The sequence below is a fragment of the Cellulomonas sp. plas2 genome (genome assembly GCF_057221735.1).
Map to the genome: position 1 here is coordinate 1,474,098 of NZ_CM170155.1, position 24,380 is coordinate 1,498,477.

Annotated in this window: 18 protein-coding genes and 2 tRNA genes; 15 read left to right on the plus strand and 5 right to left on the minus strand. The window is 75.0% G+C overall.

Going from position 1 to position 24,380, the window contains the following annotated elements; genetic code table 11:
• The first annotated feature begins 318 nt into the window (after positions 1–318).
• The gene (locus AC2TDM_RS06605) at positions 319–1,716 is read left to right on the plus strand and encodes a dihydrolipoyl dehydrogenase family protein (RefSeq protein WP_484636192.1); all 1,398 of its coding nucleotides are present in this window, start codon (positions 319–321) and stop codon (positions 1,714–1,716) included.
• Positions 1,717–1,798: 82 nt separating this feature from the next.
• Here the strand turns inward: AC2TDM_RS06605 and AC2TDM_RS06610 are convergent, their stop codons facing one another.
• On the minus strand, positions 1,799–5,887 hold the full coding sequence (locus AC2TDM_RS06610; RefSeq protein WP_484636193.1) for an endo-1,4-beta-xylanase: 4,089 nt from the start codon (positions 5,885–5,887) through the stop codon (positions 1,799–1,801).
• 216 nt (positions 5,888–6,103) lie between these two features.
• Positions 6,104–8,710, minus strand: a complete 2,607-nt coding sequence (locus AC2TDM_RS06615) for a DEAD/DEAH box helicase (RefSeq protein WP_484636194.1) — start codon at positions 8,708–8,710, stop codon at positions 6,104–6,106.
• 151 nt (positions 8,711–8,861) lie between these two features.
• On the opposite strand from AC2TDM_RS06615, the gene AC2TDM_RS06620 reads away from it, so the two are divergent.
• The gene (locus AC2TDM_RS06620; RefSeq protein WP_090032836.1) at positions 8,862–9,782 is read left to right on the plus strand and encodes an oxygenase MpaB family protein; all 921 of its coding nucleotides are present in this window, start codon (positions 8,862–8,864) and stop codon (positions 9,780–9,782) included.
• A 13-nt stretch (positions 9,783–9,795) separates the two neighbouring features.
• On the opposite strand, the gene AC2TDM_RS06625 is transcribed toward AC2TDM_RS06620, so the two are convergent.
• The gene (locus AC2TDM_RS06625; RefSeq protein WP_484636195.1) at positions 9,796–10,683 is read right to left on the minus strand and encodes a 3-methyladenine DNA glycosylase; all 888 of its coding nucleotides are present in this window, start codon (positions 10,681–10,683) and stop codon (positions 9,796–9,798) included.
• Complete coding sequence (locus tag AC2TDM_RS06630) at positions 10,680–11,747, minus strand: heparan-alpha-glucosaminide N-acetyltransferase domain-containing protein (RefSeq protein ID WP_239078585.1); 1,068 nt, start codon at positions 11,745–11,747, stop codon at positions 10,680–10,682. Before AC2TDM_RS06630 ends, AC2TDM_RS06625 begins: the two co-directional genes overlap by 4 nt.
• Positions 11,748–11,973: 226 nt before the next feature.
• Between AC2TDM_RS06630 and AC2TDM_RS06635 the strand changes: the two genes are divergently transcribed.
• The 8 genes from AC2TDM_RS06635 to AC2TDM_RS06670 all read left to right on the plus strand — a co-directional run bounded on the left by AC2TDM_RS06635 (position 11,974) and on the right by AC2TDM_RS06670 (position 17,779).
• The gene (locus AC2TDM_RS06635; protein WP_239078595.1) at positions 11,974–12,783 is read left to right on the plus strand and encodes a methyltransferase domain-containing protein; all 810 of its coding nucleotides are present in this window, start codon (positions 11,974–11,976) and stop codon (positions 12,781–12,783) included.
• 64 nt (positions 12,784–12,847) lie between these two features.
• A complete protein-coding gene (locus AC2TDM_RS06640; protein WP_090032838.1) occupies positions 12,848–13,615 on the plus strand; it encodes a deoxyribonuclease IV in 768 nt (255 codons plus the stop codon).
• Between the two features lie 46 nt (positions 13,616–13,661).
• Entirely contained in the window at positions 13,662–14,453 is a 792-nt protein-coding gene (locus tag AC2TDM_RS06645; RefSeq protein ID WP_090032840.1) for a fumarylacetoacetate hydrolase family protein, read from the plus strand.
• Between the two features lie 76 nt (positions 14,454–14,529).
• Positions 14,530–14,967 (plus strand): ribonuclease HI, encoded by a 438-nt coding sequence (gene rnhA, locus AC2TDM_RS06650; RefSeq protein WP_090032976.1) that lies wholly within the window; start codon positions 14,530–14,532, stop codon positions 14,965–14,967.
• Positions 14,964–16,484: a glutamate--tRNA ligase gene (gene gltX / locus AC2TDM_RS06655; RefSeq protein ID WP_090032841.1), complete on the plus strand. Its 1,521-nt coding sequence runs from the start codon at positions 14,964–14,966 to the stop codon at positions 16,482–16,484. The genes rnhA and gltX overlap by 4 nt, the downstream gene beginning before the upstream one ends.
• The gene (locus AC2TDM_RS06660) at positions 16,481–17,284 is read left to right on the plus strand and encodes an HAD family hydrolase (protein WP_239078584.1); all 804 of its coding nucleotides are present in this window, start codon (positions 16,481–16,483) and stop codon (positions 17,282–17,284) included. The genes gltX and AC2TDM_RS06660 overlap by 4 nt, the downstream gene beginning before the upstream one ends.
• A gap of 229 nt (positions 17,285–17,513) precedes the next feature.
• A tRNA-Gln gene (locus tag AC2TDM_RS06665) sits at positions 17,514–17,585 on the plus strand.
• A gap of 121 nt (positions 17,586–17,706) precedes the next feature.
• Positions 17,707–17,779: transfer RNA gene (locus AC2TDM_RS06670), tRNA-Glu, on the plus strand.
• Between the two features lie 283 nt (positions 17,780–18,062).
• Here the strand turns inward: AC2TDM_RS06670 and AC2TDM_RS06675 are convergent.
• The gene (locus AC2TDM_RS06675; protein ID WP_090032844.1) at positions 18,063–18,782 is read right to left on the minus strand and encodes an IclR family transcriptional regulator; all 720 of its coding nucleotides are present in this window, start codon (positions 18,780–18,782) and stop codon (positions 18,063–18,065) included.
• A gap of 117 nt (positions 18,783–18,899) precedes the next feature.
• Here AC2TDM_RS06675 and leuC point away from each other — a divergent pair, with 117 nt between their 5' ends.
• From leuC to AC2TDM_RS06700, 5 genes are all read left to right on the plus strand, one after another.
• The gene (gene leuC, locus AC2TDM_RS06680) at positions 18,900–20,378 is read left to right on the plus strand and encodes a 3-isopropylmalate dehydratase large subunit (protein ID WP_090032845.1); all 1,479 of its coding nucleotides are present in this window, start codon (positions 18,900–18,902) and stop codon (positions 20,376–20,378) included.
• Between the two features lie 59 nt (positions 20,379–20,437).
• Positions 20,438–21,103, plus strand: a complete 666-nt coding sequence (gene leuD, locus AC2TDM_RS06685; RefSeq protein WP_090032846.1) for a 3-isopropylmalate dehydratase small subunit — start codon at positions 20,438–20,440, stop codon at positions 21,101–21,103.
• 172 nt (positions 21,104–21,275) lie between these two features.
• Positions 21,276–22,592 (plus strand): UDP-N-acetylglucosamine 1-carboxyvinyltransferase, encoded by a 1,317-nt coding sequence (gene murA, locus AC2TDM_RS06690; RefSeq protein WP_090032848.1) that lies wholly within the window; start codon positions 21,276–21,278, stop codon positions 22,590–22,592.
• Between the two features lie 22 nt (positions 22,593–22,614).
• Positions 22,615–23,367: a lysophospholipid acyltransferase family protein gene (locus tag AC2TDM_RS06695; protein ID WP_090032850.1), complete on the plus strand. Its 753-nt coding sequence runs from the start codon at positions 22,615–22,617 to the stop codon at positions 23,365–23,367.
• Entirely contained in the window at positions 23,364–24,377 is a 1,014-nt protein-coding gene (locus AC2TDM_RS06700; protein WP_484636196.1) for an NAD(P)H-dependent glycerol-3-phosphate dehydrogenase, read from the plus strand. The genes AC2TDM_RS06695 and AC2TDM_RS06700 overlap by 4 nt, the downstream gene beginning before the upstream one ends.
• Positions 24,378–24,380 lie beyond the last annotated feature (3 nt).

The following is a 24,380-nucleotide window of genomic DNA, read 5'->3' on the forward strand; positions in this document are numbered from 1 at the left end:
CGCCCGCGGCGGCCGGCCGCTCCGGTGTCGGCGGCGCGGCGTGCCGCGGCGCACGCCGCCCGGACGAGGCGGTCCGGCGCGCTCGTGGACGGATCCGCCACGGCGCTCGTCGCGCTGCTCGTCACGCGGCTCGTCGTGGTGCCGGCACCCGTGTCCGGCCCGACGGTGCGTGCTCGTCCCCGATGGTGTCACGTCCGGCGGCCCGGCGGGCAATCGGCCACGCCGGGCGGGCGTTCCTGGCAGGCGGGTGAGGACGCGTCGCCCGGACGGGCGCCGCCCGCGTGGCCGGCGTGGCGGTCACCGGCGAGAGTCGTCGCCGTGAGCGATGCCTACGACGTCCTCGTGGTCGGAGCCGGACCCGCCGGCACGGCCGCGGCGCTGCGCGCGGCCGACCTCGGTGCCCGGGTCGCCGTCGTCGAGTCCGGTCCGCCCGGCGGCACCTGCGTGAACTCCGGCTGCGTGCCCACGCGGGTGCTGGCCAAGACGGCTCGGCTCATGCGCGAGGTCCGGACGGCCGACGCGTACGGGATCTCCGTGACCGAGCAGCAGATCGACTGGCCGCGGACGGTGGAGCGGGTCCGCGCGACGGTGGAGCGCGTCCGCGGGTCGAAGGACGACCTCGGGCGCTTCGCCGCTGCCGGGGTCGACGTCCTGCACGGCCGCGCCCGGTTCACCGGGCCGCACGACCTCGTCGTCACCTCCGCCGACGGCACGACGAGCGAGGTGCGCGCCGAGCGGGTGGTCCTGTGCGTCGGGGGCCACTCGCGCGTGCTGCCCGTGCCGGGCGCCGAGCTGGCGACGCTGCCGGAGCACGTCCTCGACCTGCCGGAGCTGCCGCGCCGCGTGGGGATCATCGGCGCGGGCAACACCGGCGCCCAGCTGGTGACGATCTTCAACGCGTTCGGCAGCGAGGTGACGCTGGTGGAGGTGGCGCCCCGGATCCTCGCGCAGACGGACGCGGACGTCTCGGCGCACGTCGCCCAGGCCTTCCGCGAGCAGGGCGTCCGGGTCGAGGCGGGCATCGACACCGTCACCGCGTTGGAGCGCACCGACGACGGCATCCGGCTGAGCTGGCGCGCGGACGGGCGCGACGAGGACGTGGTCGTCGACGCGGTGCTCATGTGCGCGGGCTGGCCGGCGTCGGTCGAGGGCCTCGGCCTGGAGGACGCGGGGATCGAGGTGGGCAGGGGCCGGATCCCCGTCGACGAGTACCTGGCGACGAACGTCGGGCACGTGTACGTCGCGGGCGACGCGAACGGCACCGCCATGCTCGTGCAGGCGGCGAACGCCGAGGCGGAGGCGGCCGCCCGCAACGCCGTGCTCGGCACGACCGTCCGGGCGCCGCACCACCTGCTGCCCGCCGGCGGGTTCACCGACCCCGACTACGCCGACGTCGGGCTCACGGAGGAGCAGGCGCGCGAGCGCGACGAGCACTGCGTCGTCGCGCTGGTGGAGCTCGCCGAGCTCGAGCGGCCCGTCATCGACGACCGCCCGCGGGGCTTCCTCAAGCTCGTCGCCGACCGGCGGCGTGAGTACCTGCTGGGGGCGCACGCGGTGGGGGAGAGCGCGGTGGAGGTCATCCAGTCGGTGACGACCGCGATGGCCGCGGGGGTCGACGTGGCCACGCTCGCGCGGGTCGAGTTCGCGTACCCGACGTACACCGCGGCGGTCGGCGTCGCGGCGCGGCGGCTGCTGGACGTCCCGGCCGTCCGCTGACGTCCGCGGCACGGCTCGCGCGACGAGGCGCGGCGCCCCCTGCCCGGGGACGCCGCGCCTCGCGCGGTCACGGCTCAGGCGGTCAGCGTGCCGCCGACCCGAGCCAGGACGGCCGCGACGGCAGGACGAGCACGCCGTCGGCGGCCCGCAGGTCGTCCTGCGTGCCCGTGATCGCGTACAGGCCGACCCCGGCCCGCCGCGGGATGGTCACCGTCGTCGTGCCGGTGCCGTCGGTGCCGACCTGCACCGCGCCGAGCGGGAGCACCCGCTGCGAGGGCCACAGGCCCTGGAGCGTGAGGTCGACCGTGGTGCCCGGGCGGTAGCCCGTCACCGCGACCGCGACCCGGTCACCGCCGAACACGATCACCTGGCTGACGTCGACCACCGGGTCGAGGACGGGCTCCGGCTCGGCCGGCGGGCCGACGAGCTCGGCGACGCCCCACCGTTCGGTGGTCTGGTAGCCCAGGCCGGTCGGGTCGGCCCACGACGTCACGGCGGTGCGGGCTCCGGCCGTCGCGTCGTTGACCTGCACGTCCAGGCCGTGGAAGGTGCCCAGCCCGCCCTGGTCGACGAGCCCGATCGCGGCCTCGACGACGTACCCGCCGTCGACGACCTGCGTCGCGCTCGTGACGCGGGCCTGCTGGAACGCCTCGTCGCCCGTGCCGAAGGACACCGCGTTCTCGTAGGAGATGCGGACCTGGGTGTCGTCGTACCGGTAGGGCCCGTTCTTGACGTTGCCCGCGTCGAGGAAGACCTCGACGGAGTCCTGGATCCACGGGTCGGAGCCCGTGGCGTCCAGCGTCGGGTCGGCGACCTCGGCGAGGAGGTACAGCGTGTCGCCCTCCCACAGGGTCCGGACGGTCGCCCGCGCCCCGTCCGTGGCACCGGAGACCGTCTTCTCGGTGCGGAACGAGGTGGCCGTGGCCCACGCGGCGTCGACGATCCCGTCGACCGACGGGGCCTGCGGCGCCTGGACCACCTGCGTGACCGACAGCGGCTCGACGAGCGTCAGCGTGCCCGTGTCGCCCTCGCCGGCCCAGCCCGTGGTGGTGGCGCCGTCGGTGACGCGCACGTCGAAGGCGACGAGGTCCCCCTCGGCGGCGGCGTCGAGGGGCAGGTGGGCCACGACGGCCCAGCCGCCCCCGACCGGCGACGCCACGGCGGTGCCCGGTCCGGACGTCACCGTCCCGTCCCGGCCGACGGTCGTCGTCGCGTCGCCCACAGTGAACGTCACCGCGTCGCCCGCCTCGACGTCGCCGTCCTCCACGCGCACGTAGGCCGTGAGGTGGTCGGGGCTCCAGCGGACGGAGAAGCCCGTCGCACCGGCGACCTCCTGCAGCGGCAGCTGCGCCCACGCCGGGGCGGTGGTGGCGCCGGCGTCGAGCGGCACGTCGCCGGCGAAGGCCAGCGCCGTGCGCAGCGGCGCGGGCAGCTCCTCGTCGACGGCGCCGAGGAAGGCGGGCTTCGCCGCCAGGGCGTCGTCGAACAGCAGCGGGGCGCCGTTCGCGCTGCGCCAGCTGCGGCCGTCGGTCAGGCCCCAGACGGTGACGGAGAACAGGTCCTCGGCGTGCTCGCGGAAGACCCGGAACACGTCGCGGTAGTAGTAGCCCTGCTCGACGAGCAGGGCCCGCGTCACCGGCGTGCCCGTCGTGACGTCGAGCTCGCTCACGACCTGCGTCACCGGCAGGTCCCGGAAGGCGACGATCGCGTCCTCCAGCGCGGAGACGGGCATCGCCAGGCTCACGTGGAACTGGTGCCCGACGGCGTCCACGGGCACGCCGCGCGCCAGCAGGCGCTCGACGAGGTCGTGCAGGCGGCCCTGCTTGCCCACCTGCTCGGTGTTGTAGTCGTTGATGGTCAGCGTCACGGGGCGGTCGGCGCCGGGGTCGGCGTACGTCCCGTTGAACGCCTCGTCGGCGTACCGGAAGGCGAGGTCGATGAACTCCTCGCCCAGGACCCGGTACCACTCGGACCGGCGCAGCCCGTCGGCCTCCCCGCGGCCGTCGGAGACGACCTCGTTGACGACGTCGAAGGCGACGACGGGGTTCTCGGGCGAGCCGAACAGGCCGTAGCCGCCGCCCGTGCTGAGGGCTTCGGCGACGGACGTGATGTGCGTGCGCATGCGCTCGCGCAGCAGCGTCTTGTCGGCCTCGCTCGTCGTGAGCGGGGTGCCGTCCTCGTGCTGGAAGAACCACGCCGGCGTCTGGCTGTGCCACACGAGGGTGTGGCCGTAGACGCGCAGGTCCTCCTCCTGGGCGAAGGCCATGAGGGCCTGCGCCTCCGGGTGCGTGCGGAACGTGCGCTCCTCGTCGTACCAGGCCTCGGGCTTCATGTGGTTCTCGCCCGTGATCTGGTCGAAGTGCCGCAGCAGCAGCTCGGAGGCCGCCCCGTTGGTCTCGCGCGAGTCGATCGCCACGCCGACGGGGAAGTCCACCGTGCTCTTCAGCGGCGTGCGCTCCTCGACGACCGGGGCGCCCTGCGGCGCGATGACGACGTCGTCGACGAGGAACGGGTCGGAGCCGCCGCCGTTGTACGAGGTCTCGAGGTAGAGGAACGCGCTCTCGACGCCCTCCGGCACGGTGTAGGTGGCGGTGATCTCGGACCAGGTTGCGGAGGTCACGTCGGGGAGCTGGGCCACCGTGTCGTACGACGTGGTGCCGCCCGCCGTGCGCGCCAGGCTCAGCCAGACGTCGTCCGCGGCGGACCCGTCGGCCATCCGCACCCAGACGCTGATCTCGTAGGTCGTGCCCGCGGACACCAGGCCCGTGAGGTCGACCCCGATGCCGTCGCCCTGCGTGGTGCGGCCGGACACGAGCGCCGACTGCGCCCCGCCGTGCGCCTGCGTGGTGGTCACGGCCACGACCGGGTCACCGTCGGCGTCGCCGCGGGGCACCCAGGGGCCGAGGCCGTCCTCGAAGTCGCTGACGAGCACCGGGCCCGTGGTGGTGGTGATGCCGCCGGCCGGCAGGCCGAAGGTCCAGCCCTCCGCCAGCCGCTCGCCGACGACGGTCTCCACCGCCGCGACGCTCGCGGTGCGGTCACCGCCGCCGTCGTGCACGAGGACGAGCTCCCCGGGCTTGAGCGCCGCGCGCAGGTTCGTCGTGAGCGTCGCCTCGTCCTGGGTCTCCCAGTCGTTGATGACGTTGACGACGCCGAGCGGCTGCATCCCCAGGGCGACCGCGACGGCGGGGGTCTTCCCCCAGCTGCCGTTCGGGGCGCGGAAGTACGGCACCGGGTAGGCAGGGTCGCCGAGCGCCTCGCGGATCACCGCCAGGTTGGCCTTGAGGTCGGCCTCGATCTCGGCCTCGCCCCAGGCGCCCATGTCCGCGTAGGACGTCGTGTGGTTGCACAGGGTGTGGCCCTCGTCGACCATCCGGCGCAGCAGCGCCGCCCCGCCCTCGGCCTGGATGTTCTGGCCGATGACGCAGAAGGTCGCCGTGAGCTCGTTCGCCGCCAGGAAGTCGAGCAGACGGTCGGTCTCGCCGGGGTTGGGGCCGTCGTCGAACGTCAGGGCCGCGACGTCGCCGGTCCCACGTGCGGCGGTGACCGGCGTGGTGACCGGGTTGGTCGCCCCGCCGGTCACGAAGGACGGGTCGGGGGTGGGCGTCCAGGGGCCGGTCACCGCGGTGCCCGTGATGGCGATGTCGTCGACGAGGTAGGAGTAGGCCTCCGGACCGGTCGAGAGGGCGTCCGTGCCCAGGTAGACGCGGGCCGTGGCCGGGTCGGCGTCCGCCGGGACCGTGTAGGTGCCCGTGACCGTGGTCCAGGCGTCGGCGGTCATCGTGGTCGGGCCGATCCAGGTGTAGCTGGGCTCGGCGACGAACCGCACGCCCGCGCTGCCGGCCGTGCCCTCGGCGAGCCGGACGTCCATGGTGAACGTGTACTGCCCGCCGGGTGCGAGCAGCCCGGGAGGCGTCTTGATGCCGTCGTAGTCGGCGGCGCGCCCGGCGACGAGCAGGGCCGGGTCGCCCTCGACGTCGACGACCGACAGGGTCGGGTTGCCGTTCTGGGTCCAGGGGGCCCAGGAGCCGTCCGAGAAGTCCGTGGTCAGGACGGGGACGGGGTCGGCCGCCGAGGCGACGAGGCCCGTGGCGGGCACGGTGCCGGCCGCCAGGGCGAGCGCGACGACGCCCGCTCCCAGGGTCCGGCGTGGTGGTCGTGCAGAAGTCATCCGCTTCGCTCCCTCGCGAGCACCGCGCGTGGGGCGTCGCTGCCCCTGTGACCGTGCGGTGGACCCTCTGAGTGAAAACGATGTCGAAACCGTTGTCCAGAGAAAGTTGCGGCTGAGTTTCCGCCCGTCTCGTGGGCAGCGCTTACCGCACCTGGACGCGGGCGGGACGGGCGGCCGGCGCGCCGAGGAGCGCCGGCCGGTCCTGCCGGCACCGGGTCAGAGCGCGCCGACGGCGACGACGTGCAGCCGGACCTCGCCGGCGGCATCGGTGGCCGCGAGGTCGACCACGGCGTCGATGCGCCAGTCGTGGTCGCCGGCGGGGTCGTCGAGCACCTGGCGGACCCGCCAGCGCACCTCGGCGCCGCCCGGACCCCGCTCGGGCGTCACCTGGAACAGGGCCGGGCCGCGGGCGGCGGGGCCGGTGAGGACCTCGTCGTGCTCGTCGTAGAAGGGGTCGAGGGCGGCTGCCCATCGGTCCGCGTCCCACGGCGCGCCGTCCTCGTCGAGGTCGCCCAGGGCCGCCAGGGCGGCGTACCGCTCCTGCGCGAGGAGCTCCACGCGACGGAACAGCGCCCCGCGCACCAGGGCGCGCAGCACGCGGGGGTTCGCCGTCAGCGGCTCCGGCTCGTCGTCATCCGTGCCGCCCGGGGTGACCGCGCCCGGCTCGTCCAGGGGGTTGGCCAGGCGCTCCCACTCGTCGAGCAGGCTCGAGTCGGTGCGCCGGACGACGTCGCCGAGCCACTCCACCAGCTCGTGCAGGTCCTCGGTGCGGCGCTCGGCCGGGACGGTCTGGCGCAGCGCGCGCAGGGCGTCGGCCAGGTAGCGCAGCAGGACGCCCTCCGTGCGGTCCAGCGTGTAGGCCGACACGTACTCGGGGAACGTCATGGCCCGCTCGTGCATCTCGCGGACCACCGACTTGGGGGACAGCGCGAGGTCCGCCACCCACGGGTTCGTGCGGCGGTAGGTGGCGAAGGCCGTCTCGAGGAGCTCGGCCAGGGGCTTGGGCCAGGTGACGCCCTCGAGCAGGGCCATGCGCTCCTCGTACTCGATGCCCTCGGCCTTCATGGCGGCCACCGCCTCGCCGCGGGCCCGGTTCTCCTGCGCCATGAGCACCTGGCGCGGGTCGTCGAGCGTGGCCTCGATGACGGAGACCACGTCGTGCGCGTAGCCGGGGTCCTCGGGGTCCAGCAGGTCCAGCGCCGCGTAGGCGAACGGCGACAGGGCCTGGTTCAGCGCGAAGGTCGCCGGCACCTCCCGGGTCAGCCGCACCGTCCTGCGGCGGCCCTTCGGCGCGTCCGGGTCCTCGACCCAGACGCGCTCGACGACGCCCGCCGCGCGGAGGGACCGGTAGACGTCGACGGCCCGCCGCACGTGCCGCATGCGCGCCGACGGCGGCTCGTGGTTGTCCAGCAGGAGGTGGGCCATGGCGGCCACCGGGTCGCCCGGGCGCGAGAGCACGTTGAGCACCATCGCGTGGGTGACGTGGAAGCTGGAGGTGAGGGGCTCGGGCGGCGCGTCGCGCAGGCGCTCGAACGTCTTGTCGGTCCAGTTGACGTGGCCCTCGGGGGCCTTCTTGCGGACGATCTTCTTGAGCTTCTTCGGCTCGTCGCCCGCCTTGGCCAGGAGCTTGCGGTTCTCGATGACGTGGTCCGGCGCCATGACCACCACCTCGCCCAGCACGTCGTAGCCCGCCCGGCCGGCGCGGCCCGCGATCTGGTGGAACTCCCGCGCGGACAGGTGCCGCATGCGCACGCCGTCGTACTTGACGAGGGAGGTCAGCACGACCGTCCGGATCGGCACGTTGATGCCGACGCCCAGGGTGTCCGTGCCGCAGACGACCGGCAGCAGGCCGCGCTGCGTCAGCCGCTCGACGACGCGGCGGTAGCGCGGCAGCATCCCGGCGTGGTGCACGCCGACGCCGTGGCGGAGCAGCTTGGACAGCGTCCGCCCGAACCCGGGCCCGAACCGGAAGCTGCCCAGCTCGTCGGCGATGCGGTCGCGCTGCTCGCGTGACGCCAGCGGGGTCGACAGCAGCGCCTGCGCGCGCTCCACCGCCTCCTTCTGGGTGAAGTGCACGACGTAGGCGGGGGAGCGGTGGGTGGTGACGAGCTCGTCGAGCAGCTCGGTCAGCGGCTCGACGGCGTAGGCGAACGACAGGGGGACCGGGCGCTCGGCGTCGGCGACCACCGCGACGTCGCGCCCGGTGCGCGCCCGCAGGTCGTCGACGAAGAACGACACGTCCCCGAGCGTGGCCGAGAGCAGGACGTGCTGGGTGCGCGTCAGCTCGACGAGCGGGACCTGCCAGGCCCAGCCGCGCTGCGGGTCGGCGTAGAAGTGGAACTCGTCCATGACGACCTGCCCGACGCTGCTGGCGGCCCCCTCGCGCAGCGCGACGTTGGCGAGGATCTCGGCCGTGCAGCACAGGATGGGGGCGTCGGCGTTGACGGCGGAGTCGCCCGTCATCATCCCGACGTTCGCGGCGCCGAAGGCGTGCACGAGGTCGAAGAACTTCTCGGAGACGAGGGCCTTGAGCGGGGCGGTGTAGACCGTGCGCCGGCCCTGCGCGAAGGCTGTGAAGTGCGCGGCCGCGGCGATGAGGGACTTGCCCGAGCCCGTGGGCGTGCTGACGACGACGTGCGCGCCCGTGACCAGCGCCAGGAGCGCCTCCTCCTGGTGCGGGTACAGGGTCAGGCCGCGGTCCAGCGCCCAGCCCGTGAACGCCTCGTACAGGGCGTCGGGGTCGTGCGGGTCGGCGGGGACGCGGTCGGCCAGCGTGCGGGTGGCGGCGGCGGGGCGCGGCGCGGCGGCGTCGAGGGCGGTCACGGGGCCAGTCTCCCAGGCGGCACCGACACGGCTGCGCGGGCCGGCGGCGAGGCCGACGGAGGAGCGTGCGCAGGTGCCGGCGCTGTGCCGGTGCTGAGACGGCCCGTCGAGGGCGTCGCCGGGACCCGCGCCCCCGGCGAGGATGTCCCCGATGAGCACCGACACGAGGTGGCCGAGCCCCGCCGAGCTGCGCCGGCGCGCCGGCACGGCCCTCTTCGTGCGCGTCGCCGGCCCGGACGGGGCGGAGAACCGGCACCGCATCCACGCGACCCCGGGACCGCGCTGGTTCGAGCCGGGCTCGCCGATCCAGCGCGTGCACGGCGACGCGTCGATGTTCGTCGGGGGGCTGCGCGCGCTGCTGCTGCAGTCGCTGCACCCGGCCGCCATGGCGGCCGTCGCCGACCACTCGGGCTACCGCGGCGACCCCTGGGGACGGCTGGCGCGCACGAGCACCTTCCTGGCCGTCACGACCTTCGGCACCGCGGACGACGCGCAGGCGGCGGTGGACCAGGTGCGGCGCATCCACACCCGCATCGCCGGCCGCACGCCCGACGGCACGCGCTACCGCGCCGACGACCCCGACCTCCTGCGCTGGGTCCACGTGGCCGAGGTGGACAGCTTCCTGCGCACCCACCAGCAGTACGGCGTCGCCCCGCTCGACGACGACGAGGCCGACGCCTACGTCTTCCAGGCGGCGCGCGTCGCCCGCGCGCTCGGGGCCTCGCGCGTGCCGGAGACGGTGGCGGGCGTGGCGGAGGCGATCGCGGCGTTCCGGCCCGTGCTGGGGCCGTCCGTCGCGGCCCGGGAGGCGGCGCAGTTCATGCTGCACGAGCCACCGATCCCGCGGGTCGTGCGGCCCGGCTACGGCCTGCTCGTGCGGGCCGCGCTCGGCTCGCTGCCGGCGTGGGCGCTCGCGGACCTGGACGTCGCGGCGCCGGGTCGCCTCTCCACGACCGCCGCGACGGCCGCGGGGCACGTCGGCACGCGGGCGATCCGCTGGCTGCTGGCCGCGCAGGGGGACGTGCCGGGCGAGCTCGTCGCCGAGCGCGAGCGGCGGGCCGCGGCCGCCTGACGGCTGGGTGCACCTAGAGCGCGGCGCACACGTCCAGCAGCCGCCGCCGCAGCTCGGCCGACCGCTGCGCGAACCCGCGCTGGCGCCGCACGTACTCGACCTTGCCCTCGGGCGTCTCGATCGCGACGGGCGGGAGCCCGAGGCCGCTGACGTCGTAGGGCGAGGCCTGCATGTCGAGCACACGGATCTCCCGCGCGAGGTCGAACGCGTCCAGGAGCAGCTCCCCGGGCACGGCCGGGCCGAGCTTCGTCGCCCAGCGGTAGACGTCCATGCCCGCGTGCAGGCAGCCCGGCTGCTCGAGGGCGACCTGGCGCTCGCGGGTCGGCTGCAGCTCGTTGCGCGGGACCGCCGCCGGCGTGAAGAAGCGGAAGGCGTCGGCGTGCGAGCAGCGGACCCGGTGGCCCTCGACCACCGCGTCCGTGCCCGCCGGGCCGAGCCGCAGCGGCAGCGGGTGCCGGGTGCGGCCGCCGTCGCGGTACACCATCGCCCACTCGTGCAGGCCGAAGCACCCCGTGAAGGCCGGCCGCGCGGCCGTGGCGGCGAGCAGTCCGGCGACGAAGCGCACGCCCTCGCGGCGGTCGGCGAGGAACGCCGCGCGGTCGAGCCGGACGGACCCGTCGGCGTCCGTCGTGTACCAGCGCCAGGCGCCCTGCGGTGCCGGGCCGTCGGCGCCCGGGGCGAGGGCGGTCCCGGTGCCGGGGTGCCAGCGTCGTAGCTGGGCCGGGCGCGTCGGGTAGTACTCGTAGAGGAAGTCCTCGACCGGGTGCCGCTCCCCGCCGGCGGCGCGACGGGCGCGGTGGCCGGCGGTCGCGGCGTCGGCCCGGGTCGCGTGCGCGTCGGTCCGCGCCGCCCACTCCTCGGGGGCCAGCACGACCTCCGTCCGGACGGGTGCGGCGCTCACCGCCCCAGGGTAGGCGGCCGTGCGGGGGCCTCGGACCGGGGGCGCACGTCTGCGGCACGCACCGACACCCGGTGCAGGACGGTCTCGAGCGGGCCGCGCCCCAGGGTCGCCCACCATGCCCAGCACGCGGCGACCACCCCGAGGGACAGGGCGAGCCAGGTGCCCGTCGTCGGCTCCCAGACCGCGTCCGGACCGAGCGCCGCGATGACGACGAGGTGCCCGCTGTAGGCGGTGAGCGACAGCGCCCCGGTGGCGACCACGGGGGCGACGAGCCGCGGCGCCCGTGCGGCGACCACGAGGCAGCCCGCCAGCACGAGCAGGGCCGCGCCGGTGTTCCCGACGACCTCCGCGGTCGTCGAGGAGTGCGGCTCGGTCGTCACCAGCGCCGTCGGCAGACCGAGCACCCGCTCCGCGACCCAGGACCCGCCGTGCCCGACGACGACGAGCACCAGCCCGGCCACGGCGAGCCGCCGCCGCGCTCCCGGCGCGCGCAGGTCCGTCCGACCCAGCGCGAGCCCGACGAGCAGGTACGCCGCCCACGTCACCGCCGGGTAGTAGGGGCCGACGAGGACGTCCCACAGCGTGGCCGGCGACGCGCCGCCGGTCGACAGGGGGGAGAACGCCTCGCGCAGCAGGGGTCCCACGAGCGCGGTCCCCGCGGCCGCGGCGAGCAGGGCGGGCGGCGGCAGCCGGAGCGCGGCGGCCCCGAGGACGAACAGCGCCCCGTACGTGCCGAGGATGACGACGACGGGCGTGCCGAGCAGCACCAGGAGCTGCCCGAGGCCGACGAGGAGCACCGCCCGCACGAGGACCCGGACCCGGGCCCGGACCAGGTCGACGCCGTCGGGCAGCCGGTCGCCGCCGGACAGCAGCGCCAGCCCCAGGCCGGCGAGCACCACGAACAGGGCGGCGGACCGGCCGTCGGCGAGCTGCAGGAGGTCCCCCCACGGCAGCAGGCCGTCGCCGTCGGGACCGACGTGCGCGGTCACCATGCCGAGCACGGCCACGCCGCGGGCGAGGTCGACGCCCACGAGGCGGGGACGGGACGGGGGCGCGGTGGGCACGTCGCACTGTAGGCACCGGCGGCTGTGCGTCGTGGTGGTCGGTCACCGCCGTCGTCGGCAGCCGTCGGCGGAACCGGGTCAGCTCGGTTCCGGTCCCGGCATGCGGGATGCCATGTCCCGATTCTTGAAACGTCCCCCCTGCCCGCGCCTACCCTGCCGCGTGACCACCGTCGTGCCGAGCCCCGTGCCGAGCCCCTCGTCGACCCCCGTGCCGTCCCACGCACCCCTGCCCTCGCGCTCGGACGTGTACACGCACGGGCACCACGAGAGCGTGCTGCGCTCGCACCGCTGGCGGACGGCCGAGAACTCCGCGGCGTACCTCCTGCCCTCGCTCTCCCCGGGGCTCCGCCTCCTCGACGTCGGCTGCGGGCCGGGCTCGGTGAGCATCGACCTGGCCGGGCGGGTCGCGGAGGTCGTGGGGGTGGACGCGGCCGAGGCCGTCGTCGCCGCCGCGCGCGAGGCCGCCCGGGACGCGGGGCGCGAGAACGTCCGCTTCGAGGTCGCCGACGCCTACGCCCTGCCGTTCCCGGACGCGTCCTTCGACGTCGTCCACGCCCACCAGCTGCTGCAGCACCTCACGGACCCCGTCGCGGCTCTGCGCGAGATGCGCCGGGTCGCCCGGCCCGGCGGCCTCGTCGCCGTTCGGGACGCGGACTACGCGGGCATGACGTGGTACCCGCCGTCGCCCGGGCTCGACGAGTGGATGGCGCTGTACCACGAGGTCACGGAGGCCAACAAGGCCGACGCCGACGCCGGCCGCAAGCTCCTGTCCTGGGTGCTCGACGCGGGCTTCGACCCGGCCGGCGTGCTGCCCAGCGCCGGCGTCTGGTGCTACGCGACGCCGCAGGAACGCGCCTGGTGGGCCGACCTGTGGGCGGACCGCTGCGTGGCGTCCGACTTCGCGGCGCAGGCCCTGGAGTACCGCCTCGCCGACGAGGTGGGCCTGGAGCTGCTCGCCGACGGGTGGCGGCAGTGGGGGCAGGAGCGCGACGGCTGGTTCGCGGTGCTGCACGGCGAGGTGCTGGCGCGCGTCTGAGGCGGCGCCGCGCCGTGCGGGCCGCCGCGGGTGCGTGTCGGTGGGGCTCGTTAGCCTGCGTCCCATGCCGCTCATCGGTGCCCACGTCCGTGACGACGACCCCGTCTCCGCCGCCGCGGAGGTCGGGGCCGCCGCCGTCCAGGTCTTCCTCGCCGACCCGCAGGGCTGGAAGAAGCCCGTGCCGCGGCCGGGCGACGACGCCCTGCGGGCCTCGGGCCTCGGCGTGTACGCGCACGCCCCGTACCTGGTCAACGTCGCCTCGACGAACAACCGCGTCCGGATCCCCAGCCGGACGATGATCGCGCAGCACGCCGCCGTGGCGGCCGCCCTCGGCGCGCGCGGGCTCGTCGTGCACGGCGGGCACGTGGGGGAGGGCGACGACATCGCCGTCGGCGTCGACAACTGGCGCAAGACCGTCGAGCGGGGGGTGGCGTCGTGGGGCGTGCCCGTGCTGGTGGAGAACACCGCGGGCGGGGAGAACGCGTGCGCGCGGGGCCTCGACCGGCTCGCCATGCTCTGGGACGCGATCGGCGGCTCCGGCGTGGGGTTCTGCCTCGACACGTGCCACGCGTGGGCGGCGGGGGAGGACCTGGAGACGCTCGTCGAGCGGGTCGTGGCCATCACCGGGCGCATCGACCTCGTGCACGCCAACAGCTCGCGCGACCCGCACGGGTCCAGCCGGGACCGGCACGCCAACTTCGCCACGGGGACCATCCCGGCCGAGCTCATCGCCCACGTCGCCCGCGAGGCCGGGTGCGACGTCGTCGTCGAGACGCCGGCCGAGCGGCAGGCGGAGGACATCGCGTTCCTCACCGCGGCGCTCGCGGCGTGAGCGCCTGCGGGCAGGGACGCACCGCGGACGTCCTAGGCTGACGGCCGTGCGCATCGCCAGGTTCACCACCGGGGGGGACCCCCGCTACGCGGTCGTCGACGGGGACGTGGAGGCCGGCACGGCCGACCTCGTCGTGCTGTCGGGCGACCCCATCTACACGCCGATCCAGGAGACCGGGGAGCGGGTGCGGCTGGACGACGACGCCGTCCGCCTGCTGGCCCCGGTGATCCCGCGCTCGAAGATCGTCGCGGTCGGCCGCAACTACGCCGACCACGCCCGCGAGATGGGCAACGAGGTGCCGACGACGCCGATGCTGTTCTTCAAGCCGAACACCTCCGTGGTCGGCCCCGACGACCCCGTCGTCCTGCCGCCGTGGAGCCGGGAGGTCTCCTACGAGGCCGAGCTCGCGGTCGTCATCGGCAAGGTCACCAAGGACGTCAGCCCCGAGCGTGCGCTCGACCACGTCTTCGGCTTCACCGTCGCCAACGACGTGACGGCCCGCGACGTGCAGAAGGCCGAGTCGCAGTGGTCCCGCGCCAAGGGGTTCGACTCCGCGTGCCCGCTGGGTCCCTGGGTCGTGCCCGGTCTCGACGTCGAGGACCTCGCCGTGCGCAGCCGCGTCAACGGGGAGACGCGCCAGGACGGCCGCACCTCGGACATGGTGTTCGACACGGCGTTCCTCATCTCGTACATCTCGGAGGCGTTCACGCTCCTGCCGGGTGACGTCGTCCTCACCGGCACCCCGGCCGGCGTGGGGGAGATCGTCGATCGCGACGTCGTCGAGTGCGAGGTCGAGGGCATCGGCGTCCTGCGCAACCCGGTGCTGCGGCGTGACTGAGGCACCCGGCGCCCGCGCGCCCGAGGTGGCGGTGGCCGCCACCGGCGTCGTCGCGCCCGACGCGGCCGTCGTGGAGATGTGGACCGACGGTGCCTGCAAGGGCAACCCCGGCGTGGGCGGGTGGGGCGCGCTGCTGCGGTCCGGCGGCCACGAGCGCGAGCTGTACGGCGGTGAGGCGGTCACGACGAACAACCGCATGGAGCTCACCGCGGTCATCGAGGGCCTGCGGGCCCTGACGCGGCCCTGCGCGGTGACGCTGCACGTGGACTCCACCTACGTCATGAACGGCGTGCAGAAGTGGATGCCGGGCTGGAAGCGCAACTCCTGGCGCACCGCCGACAAGAAGCCGGTGAAGAACCAGGACCTGTGGCAGGCGCTCGACGCGGAGACGGCGCGGCACCGCATCACGTGGCGCTGGGTGAAGGGCCACGCGGGTGACCCGGGCAACGAGGCGGCGGACGCCCTGGCCAACCGCGGCGTCGACGAGGTGCGCGCGAAGCCCGCACTACGCTGACGCGGGTGTCCAGCACCTCTCCCGCACCCGCCGCACCCGTGCGTGTCCGCTTCTGCCCCTCGCCCACGGGGACGCCGCACGTCGGCCTCATCCGCACGGCGCTGTTCAACTGGGCCTTCGCCCGGCACGTCGGCGGCACCTTCGTCTTCCGCGTGGAGGACACCGACGCCGCGCGCGACTCGGAGGAGAGCTACCACCAGCTCCTCGACGCGCTGCGGTGGCTCGGCCTGGACTGGGACGAGGGCGTGGAGGTGGGCGGCCCGCACGAGCCGTACCGCCAGTCGCAGCGCATGGACCTGTACGCCGACGTCGCGCGGCGCCTGCTCGAGGGCGGCTACGCCTACGAGTCCTGGTCCACGCCGGAGGAGATCGAGGCCCGTCACCGGGCCGCCGGCCGCGACCCGAAGCTGGGCTACGACGGCTACGACCGCACCCTGACCGAGGACCAGGTCGCAGCCTTCCGCGCCGAGGGGCGCGCCCCGGTGCTGCGCCTGCGGATGCCCGACGCCGACGTGAGCTTCACCGACGTCGTCCGCGGCGAGATCACCTTCAAGGCGGGGTCGGTCCCCGACTACGTCATCGTCCGGGCCGGCGGTCAGCCGCTGTACACATTGGTCAATCCCGTCGACGACGCGCTCATGGGCATCACGCACGTGCTGCGCGGCGAGGACCTGCTGTCCTCCACGCCACGCCAGGTCGCGCTGTACCGGGCGCTGCTGGACCTCGGCATCGCCGAGGTGATGCCGGTGTTCGGGCACCTGCCCTACGTCATGGGCGAGGGCAACCGGAAGCTGTCCAAGCGCGACCCCGAGTCGAACCTCTTCCTGCACCGGGAGCGGGGCTTCACCCCCGAGGGCCTGCTCAACTACCTGGCGCTGCTCGGGTGGTCCATCGGCCCCGACCGCGACGTGTTCTCCTTGGAGGAGATGGTCGCGGCCTTCGACGTGGCGGACGTCAACCCCAACCCGGCCCGGTTCGACCTCAAGAAGGCCGAGGCGATCAACGCCGCGCACGTGCGGCTGCTGCCGGCGGAGACGTTCCGCGACCGGCTGGTGCCGTACCTGCACGCGGCGGGCCTGGTACCGGCTGCGTCGTTCGCGGACCTGGCCGCCGAGCACCGCGACCTGCTGACCGCGGCGGCGCCGCTGGTCCAGGAGCGCATGACCCTGCTCGGCGAGGCCGTGGGCATGCTGGGCTTCCTCTTCGTGGCCGACGACGCCGTGGAGGTGGCCGAGGACGCGCGCGGCGCCCTGCGCGACGAGGCGCCGCAGGTGCTCGACGCCGCGCTGTCCGCCCTGCGCGCCCTGCCCGAGGACGGGTTCACGACGGCCGCCACCCAGGAGGCGCTGCAGGCCGCGCTCGTCGACGGGCTCGGGGTGAAGCCGCGGTTCGCGTACACGCCGCTGCGGGTCGCCGTCACCGGGCGCCGCGTCTCCCCGCCGCTGTTCGAGTCGATGGAGCTGCTCGGCCGCGCCTCGACGCTCGCGCGCCTGGAGCGCCTGCGCGCGACGTTGTGACGGCTGCGGGCACGGGCAGGGGCACGGGCGCGGGCGCGGGCGTGCCGGCCGGCGCCCTCGTCGGGCAGGTGGACGGGGTGCTGCTCGACGTCGACGACACGCTCGTCGACACACGGTCGGCCTTCGCCGCCGCCGTCGACGCGGTCTGCCGGCAATGGCTGCCGCACCTGGACGCCGACGGGCGGGCCGCCGCGCTCGCCCTGTGGCGCGCCGACCCCGAGGGGCACTACCGGGCGTACACGCGCGGCGAGACCGACGCCGACACCCAGCGGCGGCGTCGCGCCGAGGGCCTGCAGGCCGCGTTCGGGGGAGCGCGACTCGGGGACACCGGGTACGCCGCCTGGGTGGAGGTCTTCTGGTCCACCTTCGAGGACGCGTGGTCGGCGCACGCCGACGCCGTGCCGCTGCTGGCGACCCTCCGGGCGGCGGGTCTGCCCTCCGGCGCCGTCACCAACGCGGACGCCGCGCTGCAGACCCGCAAGCTCGCGCGGTGCGGCCTGGGGGAGGTGGACGTCCTCGTCACGCTGGACACCCTCGGCGTCGGCAAGCCGGACCCGCGCGTCTTCCACGAGGGGTGCCGACGCCTGGGCACGGCGCCCGCGCGCACGCTCTACGTGGGCGACGAGGCGGACGTCGACGCGCTGGCCGCGGTGGCGGCCGGCCTCGTCGGGGTGTGGCTCGACCGGCCCGGCGAGCGGCGGGGCGGGCCCGCGCACGAGGACCCCGACGCCGTGCGGGAGCAGGGCGCGCACGTGGTCCGGTCGCTGACGGAGCTGGGCGCGCTGCTGGGCGGTGGGTGACGCGGGCCGGTCCCTGCGCGTCCGCTGCCGCGCCCTGGGGTGGCTCCCATGGCGGCGCGAGGCACGGGGTCGAGCACGGGGTTGGGCACGGGGTCGGGCACGGCGAGAGGCACGGGCGGGCACGGTTTGGAGCACCCCTGCTGCTCCGGTAATGTTCTCGCCCGGCGCGCCAGCCGGTGCGGCCAGCAGGGGGAGACCCCAGGTGGTCGGACCAGGGCTTGACGTTCCTTGGGGTATGGTGTAATTGGCAGCACGAGTGATTCTGGTTCACTTAGTCTAGGTTCGAGTCCTGGTACCCCAGCTGCCGACGGGTCCGCCCGTCGGTGCCGGCGCGAGTACGGCCGGCCGGTTCGGAGCACTGCTCCGGATCGGGTACAGTTCTCACTCGGCAACGCGGTCCGGAGACGGACAGCAACGCCTAGGCCCCCGTTGTGTAGCGGCCTAGCACGCCGCCCTCTCACGGCGGTAGCGCCGGTTCGAATCCGGTCGGGGGTACGTCAGAGGCCCGGTCACCACAGGTGACCGGGCCTCTTGCGTATGTCTCCGGGCAGCACCCACGGCCCCGACAGCCGGGTTGGAGCAGCCGGCGGCGGCGCCCTGGCCGCCGCCCGCACCTCCCCCGCCGAGATGCCGCTTCGAGACGCCCGTGACGAGGCCTGCGCGTCCGGAACGGGCCCCTCGGCGAAGGGGCGGGGGTGGCCGGTCGGCCCCGAGCCGTGGCACGCAAGGTGCAGGCCCGGCGAGGGGCGGCGTCCCGGCGGGGCGGCGGCGGCTCGGGTCAGTCGCCCGAGCGGCGGAGGACCTCCGTGAGGCGGTTGGCGGCCGAGACGACGGCCGCCGCGTGGAGGCGACCCGGCTGGCGGGACAGGCGCTCCAGCGGGCCCGAGACCGAGACGGCGGCGACGACGCGCCCGGACGGGCCGCGGACCGGCGCCGAGACCGACGCCACCCCGACCTCGCGCTCGGACACCGACTGCGCCCACCCGCGGCGGCGCACCCCGGACAGGATCGTCGCCGTGAACTTCGCGCCCTGCAGGCCGCGGTGGAGCCGGTCCGGCTCCTCCCAGGCCAGGAGGATCTGGGCCGCGGAGCCGGCGTGCATCGTCAGCGTCGCGCCCACCGGGATGGAGTCGCGCAGCCCGACGGGACGCTCGGCGGCCGCGACGCAGATGCGCAGGTCGCCCTGGCGGCGGTAGAGCTGGGCGCTCTCGCCGGTGTGGTCGCGCAGCGCCGTCAGCACCGGACCCGCGGCGGCCAGGAGCCGGTCCTCGCCGGCGGCCGTCGCGAGCTCCGAGAGCCGGGGCCCGAGGACGAAGCGGCCCTGCATGTCGCGGGCGACGAGGCGGTGGTGCTCCAGCGCGACGGCGAGCCGGTGGGCGGTGGGACGTGCCAGATGGGTGGCCGTCACGAGCTGTGCCAGGGTGGCCGGGCCGGCCTCGAGGGCGCTGAGGACGGACGCGGCCTTGTCCAGCACGCCGACTCCGCTAGAGTTGTCCATAGGGCGATATTGGCGTCTCGGATGACGAGACGCAAGTTCCGGCCCCGGAGGAGTGAGCGCGACGCCGTCGCAGGTGGCGCGCCCAACGACGATCGTCGAGAGAACAGGACGCAGCACATGGGCCGCACGCTCGCGGAGAAGGTCTGGGACGCGCACGTCGTGCGCCGTGGCACCGACGGGGCCCCCGACCTCCTCTACATCGACCTGCACCTGGTGCACGAGGTGACCAGCCCGCAGGCGTTCGAGGGCCTGCGCCTGGCCGGCCGGCCGGTCCGCCGTCCCGACCTCACGATCGCGACGGAGGACCACAACACCCCGACGCTCGACATCGACCGGCCCATCGCGGACGCCACCAGCCGGACCCAGATCGAGACGCTGCGCGCCAACGCGCGCGAGTTCGGCGTGCGCATCCACTCCCTCGGCGACGCCGACCAGGGCATCGTCCACCAGGTGGGTCCGCAGCTGGGCCTCACCATGCCCGGCCTGACGGTCGTGTGCGGCGACTCCCACACCTCCACGCACGGCGCCTTCGGGGCGCTCGCGTTCGGCATCGGCACGTCCGAGGTGGAGCACGTGCTCGCCACGCAGACGCTCCCGCTGGCGCCGTTCAAGACCATGGCGATCACCGTCGACGGCGCCCTGCCCCCGGGCACCACGAGCAAGGACATCATCCTGGCGATCATCGCCAAGATCGGGACCGGCGGCGGCCAGGGCTACGTCCTGGAGTACCGCGGCGAGGCCATCCGCGCGCTGTCCATGGAGGCGCGCATGACGATCTGCAACATGTCGATCGAGGCCGGTGCCCGCGCCGGGATGATCGCGCCGGACCGGACGACCTTCGACTACCTCCAGGGCCGCCCGCACGCCCCCGAGGGCGCCGACTGGGACGCCGCGGTGGAGTACTGGCAGACGCTGCACACGGACGAGGACGCGGTCTTCGACGCCGAGGTCGTGCTCCGAGCCTCCGACCTCGAGCCCTTCGTCACCTGGGGCACGAACCCCGGCCAGGGCCTGCCGCTGTCCGGCGCCGTTCCCGTCCCCGAGGAGATCGCCGACGAGAACGAGCGGGTCGCCGCCGAGCGGGCCATCGAGTACATGGGCCTGACGCCCGGCCAGCCGCTGCGCGAGATCGGCGTCGACACCGTCTTCATCGGCTCGTGCACGAACGGCCGCATCGAGGACCTGCGCTCCGTGGCCAAGGTGCTGCGGGGCCGCGAGAAGGCCGAGGGCGTGCGGGTGCTCGTCGTGCCCGCGTCCGCCCGGGTGCGGCTCCAGGCCGAGGCCGAGGGCCTGGACGTCGTGTTCAAGGAGTTCGGGGCGGAGTGGCGCAACGCCGGCTGCTCCATGTGCCTGGGCATGAACCCGGACCAGCTCACGCCGGGGGAGCGGGCGGCCTCGACGTCCAACCGCAACTTCGAGGGCCGGCAGGGCAAGGGCGGACGCACGCACCTCGTCTCGCCGCTCGTGGCGGCCGCGACCGCCATCCGCGGGACGCTGTCGTCGGTGGCGGACCTCGGCCTGGCCGACGCGGACCCCGCCGACTACGACGGCTCCCCGCTGCGCCCGCTCGACCCCGCCGTCCCGGTCCAGGTCTGAGCGCCGGCCGCGCCCGGCAGACCCCCTCGTCGCCCCCCTCGTCGTCCAGGAGCACCGTCATGGAGAAGTTCACCACCCACACCGGGGTCGGCGTCCCGCTGCGCCGCAGCAACGTCGACACCGACCAGATCATCCCGGCCGTCTACCTCAAGCGGGTGACGCGCACCGGGTTCGAGGACGCGCTGTTCTCGGCGTGGCGGTCCGACCCGGCCTTCGTCCTCAACCAGCCGGCCTACACGGCCGGGTCGGTGCTCGTCGCCGGGCCCGACTTCGGCACGGGCTCCTCCCGCGAGCACGCCGTGTGGGCGCTCAAGGACTACGGCTTCCGCGTCGTCCTGTCCTCCCGCTTCGCCGACATCTTCCGCGGCAACTCCGGCAAGCAGGGCCTGCTCGCCGGCCAGGTCGCGCAGGAGGACGTCGAGCTGCTGTGGAAGGTGCTCGAGGCGAACCCGGGCACCGAGGTGACCGTCGACCTCGCGGCCAAGCAGGTGCACTGCGACGACGTCACGGTCCCGTTCGGCGTCGACGACTACACGCGCTGGCGCCTGATGGAGGGCCTGGACGACATCGGCCTGACCCTCCAGCACGAGGCGGAGATCACCGCGTTCGAGGCGACCCGCGAGGCGTGGCGGCCGCTGACGCTGCCCGCCAAGCACCTGCCGAAGGTCGAGATCGAGGCGGCGCGCCCCGTCGTCGTCGGCCTGGGCGCCACGCGCACCCTCTGACTCGCGGCCGCGCTCGTCCCGGGCGGACGGGCGTTCCGCAGCATCTCCTCGCACCCCGTGCACGCCCCGGTCGGACCGGGCCGTGCGCGGGGTGTGAAGGTTCTGGGCGGGCGCGACGCGCCGGAGGGGCGGACGGCGGTCGCGACCGCTCCGGTGGGGGACCATGGGTGCCATGACCGACCTGCTGTACGTCGCCGGGGGCAACCCGCTGTCGGGCGAGATCACCGTCCGCGGCGCGAAGAACTTCGTCTCGAAGGCCATGGTCGCGGCGCTGCTGGGCGAGACGCCCAGCGTGTTGCGCAACGTCCCGCAGATCCGCGACGTCGCGGTCGTCACCGGGCTCCTGCAGCTGCACGGCGTGCGGGTGGAGGCCGACGAGGCCGCCGGCACCCTGCACCTCGACCCCACGGACGTGGAGTCCGCGCACGTCGCGGACATCGACGCGCACGCGGGCTCCAGCCGCATTCCCATCCTCTTCTGCGGACCGCTGCTGCACCGCCTGGGGGAGGCGTTCATCCCCGACCTGGGCGGCTGCCGGATCGGCGACCGGCCGATCAACTACCACCTGGACATCCTGCGGCAGTTCGGCGCGGTGGTGGACAAGCGGGAGAACGGCATCCGCATCACGGCCCCGCAGCGCCTGCAGGGCACGAAGATCGCCCTGCCCTACCCGAGCGTCGGCGCCACGGAGCAGCTCCTGCTGACGGCCGTCCGCGCCGAGGGCATCACCGAGCTGTCCAACGCGGCCATCGAGCCCGAGATCATGGACCTCATCAACGTCCTGCAGAAGATGGGCGCGATCATCTCGGTCGCGACCGACCGGGTCATCCGGATCGAGGGCGTCGACCGCCTCGTCGGGTACCAGCACACGTCGCTGTCCGACCGGATCGAGGCCGCGTCGTGGGCCTCGGCCGCGCTCGCCACGGGCGGTGACATCTACGTCCGCGGCGCCACCCAGCCGGAGATGACGACGTTCCTCAACACCTTCCGCAAGGTGGGCGGGGAGTTCGCCATCGACGACGAGGGCATCCGCTTCTACCACCCGGGCGGGGACCTGCGGTCGATCACGCTGGAGACCGACGTCCACCCGGGATTCATGACGGACTGGCAGCAGCCGCTCGTGGTGGCGCTCACGCAGGCGACCGGCCTGTCCATCGTCCACGAGACGGTGTACGAGAACCGGTTCGGCTTCGTCGACGCGCTGCGCGGGATGGGCGCGACGATCCAGGTCTACAAGGAGTGCCTGGGCGGGCGGCCGTGCCGGTTCGGGCAGCGGAACTTCTACCACTCCGCCGTCATCTCGGGGCCGACGCCGCTGGCCGCCGCCGACATCGAGGTGCCCGACCTGCGCGGCGGGTTCAGCCACCTCATCGCGGCGCTGGCGGCCAAGGGTACGTCGGCCGTGCGCGGCATCAGCCTCATCGACCGGGGCTACGAGCACTTCGGCGACAAGCTGCTGGCGCTCGGCGCGGACATCAGCCGCGACTGACGCGCGGCTAGGATCGTCGACCGTGCCGTCGCCGACGCGTTCCACGCCCGCCTACCGCGCCGTCGCCCGGGTCGTGCGCCCCGCCATGCGCGCGATGACCCGGACCGACTGGCGCGGTGCCGAGCACCTGCCGGCGTCCGGGGGCTTCATCGCCGCCGCGAACCACGTCACGAACATCGACCCGCTGACCTTCGCGCACTACCTGTGGGACCACGGGTACGCGCCGAAGATCCTGGCCAAGGCCTCGCTGTTCGACGTGCCCGTGCTCGGCGGCGTGCTGCGGGCGACCGGGCAGATCCCCGTCGCGCGCGGAACCGCCGCGGCGGGGGACTCCCTCGCGGCGGCCGAGCGGGCCGTGGCCGCCGGCGACTGCGTCGCGGTGTTCCCCGAGGGCACCCTCACGCGCGACCCGGACCTGTGGCCGATGCTGGCGAAGACCGGGGTCGCGCGGCTGGCGCTGGCGACCGGTGCGCCGGTGGTCCCCGTGGCGCAGTGGGGCGCGCAGGAGCTGCTCGGCTGGTACTCCAAGCGGCTGCGGCCCGTGCCGCGCAAGCTCGTGACGGTCGTCGCGGGGCCGCCGGTCGACCTGGCGGACCTCGAGGGGCGCCCGGCCGACACCGCCGCCCTGCGCGAGGCGACCGCGCGGATCATGCGCGCCATCACGGTGCAGCTCGAGGGCATCCGGGGCGCGACCGCCCCCGCCGAGCCCTTCGACATGCGGCGGCGCGGCGCGGCGGGCGCAGGGACCGACGCCGGCACGGGCCCGGGGGCGTGAGCGCCGCGCCGGTCCGCGCGGCCGTCCTCGGGGCGGGGAGCTGGGGGACGACCTTCGCGGCCGTGCTCGCGGACGCCGGGTGCGAGGTCACGCTCTGGGGTCGTGACGCGTCCGTCGTCGGGCAGGTCGCGGACGAGCACCGCAACGAGCGCTACCTGCCGGGCGTGCGGCTGCCCGACGCCGTCGGCGCGACGGGCGACCTGCGGGCGGCGGTCGAGGGGGCGGAGGTCGTCGCCGTCGCGGTGCCCTCGCAGTCGGCCGCGGCGATCCTCGCGCCGCTGGCCGGGTCGCTGGGCGACGACGCCGTCGCCGTGTCGCTCATGAAGGGCGTCGAGCTGTCCACGGACCGCCGGATGAGCGAGCTCCTGGCGCAGACCCTCGGGCTGCCCGACGAGCGCGTGGCCGTGGTCTCGGGCCCCAACCTGGCGCACGAGATCGCCGCGCGGCAGCCGACGGCCACCGTCGTGGCGTCCGTCGACGAGGGCACCGCGCTGCGCGTCCAGGCGGCCTGCGCGACGGGCTACTTCCGGCCGTACACGAACACCGACGTCGTCGGGGTCGAGCTCTGCGGGGCGGCGAAGAACGTCGTCGCCCTCGCCGTCGGGGTGGCGCAGGGCCGGGGCTACGGGCACAACACGCGCGCGACGCTCGTCACGCGGGGGCTGGCGGAGATCACCCGCCTGGGGCTCGCCCTCGGGGCGGACCCGGCGACCTTCGCCGGGCTGGCGGGCATGGGCGACCTCGTCGCCACCTGCGGGTCACCGGACTCGCGCAACCACGTCCTCGGGGTGCACATCGGTGAGGGCATGACGCTCGACGAGGCCCTCGCGCACACGAACGGCACGGCCGAGGGCGCCAAGTCCTCGCGCTCGCTGCTGGAGCTGGCGCAGGGCCTGGACGTCGACGTGCCGATCACGCAGGGCGTCGTGCGCGTGCTGTACGAGGGTCAGGACGTCGACGAGATGGCCGCGGAGCTGCTGGGCCGGCAGCACCGTCCCGACGGCGTCTGACGC

Bases quoted from the DNA above. Each gene is read 5' to 3' on its own strand.
- AC2TDM_RS06610 (WP_484636193.1), bottom strand. From the start codon at position 5,887: ATGACTTCTGCACGACCACCACGCCGGACCCTGGGAGCGGGCGTCGTC.
- AC2TDM_RS06620 (WP_090032836.1), top strand. From the start codon at position 8,862: ATGAGCACCGACACGAGGTGGCCGAGCCCCGCCGAGCTGCGCCGGCGC.
- AC2TDM_RS06640 (WP_090032838.1), top strand. From the start codon at position 12,848: ATGCCGCTCATCGGTGCCCACGTCCGTGACGACGACCCCGTCTCCGCC.
- rnhA (WP_090032976.1), top strand. From the start codon at position 14,530: ATGTGGACCGACGGTGCCTGCAAGGGCAACCCCGGCGTGGGCGGGTGG.
- AC2TDM_RS06675 (WP_090032844.1), bottom strand. From the start codon at position 18,782: ATGGACAACTCTAGCGGAGTCGGCGTGCTGGACAAGGCCGCGTCCGTC.
- leuC (WP_090032845.1), top strand. From the start codon at position 18,900: ATGGGCCGCACGCTCGCGGAGAAGGTCTGGGACGCGCACGTCGTGCGC.
- leuD (WP_090032846.1), top strand. From the start codon at position 20,438: ATGGAGAAGTTCACCACCCACACCGGGGTCGGCGTCCCGCTGCGCCGC.
- murA (WP_090032848.1), top strand. From the start codon at position 21,276: ATGACCGACCTGCTGTACGTCGCCGGGGGCAACCCGCTGTCGGGCGAG.